Annotated in this window: 1 protein-coding gene; it reads left to right on the top strand. The window is 54.0% G+C overall.

The window, feature by feature from the left end; translation table 11 throughout:
* A partial coding sequence (locus ABD971_RS35915) for a transposase (RefSeq protein ID WP_345328547.1) occupies positions 1–630 on the top strand: 630 nt, incomplete at its 5' end.
* Positions 631–921 lie beyond the last annotated feature (291 nt).

The raw sequence follows: 921 nt of genomic DNA on the forward strand, positions 1-921 counted from the left end.
CTTCTCTCGGCAACCGGGATCAATGTCATTTCCGCAGGTGATCTTGCCGGAGAAGCAGGTCCGATTGAGCACTACGCATCACACACGGCACTCAACGGTCGCGCCGGTTTGTATCCCGCTCGCTACCAAAGCGATGAAGTCGATCGCACCAATAGCGTGGCCAAGAGTTGTAACCGCCGCCTAAGAGCCGCTTGCATCTTGGTCGCAAAAAACTTGATCAAATGTCATCCTTTCTACCGTGGCTTGGCTGCTGTCTGGAAACAGCGTGGCGTTGCAACGGCCGACCGGCAATGCCGGATGGCAAATCGCGCCAACCGAATGGTGTTTCAAATCGTCAGTGGACGGCAAGTCTGGCGAGGCAAAGGGGTCGACCGAGAGTACTTGCTATTGAAGCTTCGAGAATTCCATCGTACTCATGGCACACCACTCGATGCAACGGTCGCTGACATGGACGCCGCGTTTGAGTGGTTGCCCAAAGTGACCTATGCGGACGAGGCAAAGCCGCTCGCCGAACTGGCAGGTAAGAAACGTCAAGGGGCGGCGTCGATTGGTGATTTACTGATTCCACTACTTATTCGACTTGGAGTGTGGCAGCAAACTGAAGTAGAATCAAGTTCGTCCGAAGCTTAGGGTCCGCATTGGCTTGTCATCGCTACGCAAGTGGCACAACTGACAACATCAATCTGACACCGAGGGCAGACTCGGTTACGAGAGCAACCAGAAGTCATCGAGCCCGTGTACAAAGCGTGATGCTCTGTCAGCGGTTCAAACGCCGGATAAGACAGTGTGAGGCTTCTAAGCTTCGGATATCTACCAGGGTGGCGAGACTGAACCATCTATGCTGAGAGAGACGTGCCTCCGCAGCGGACAAACCATTGGACTTTGAGAGTAAAAAAAGCTACCGTGAGGTAGTGCCGCAGA

The organism is Novipirellula rosea, assembly GCF_039541335.1.
GTDB classification, from domain to species: domain Bacteria; phylum Planctomycetota; class Planctomycetia; order Pirellulales; family Pirellulaceae; genus Novipirellula; species Novipirellula rosea.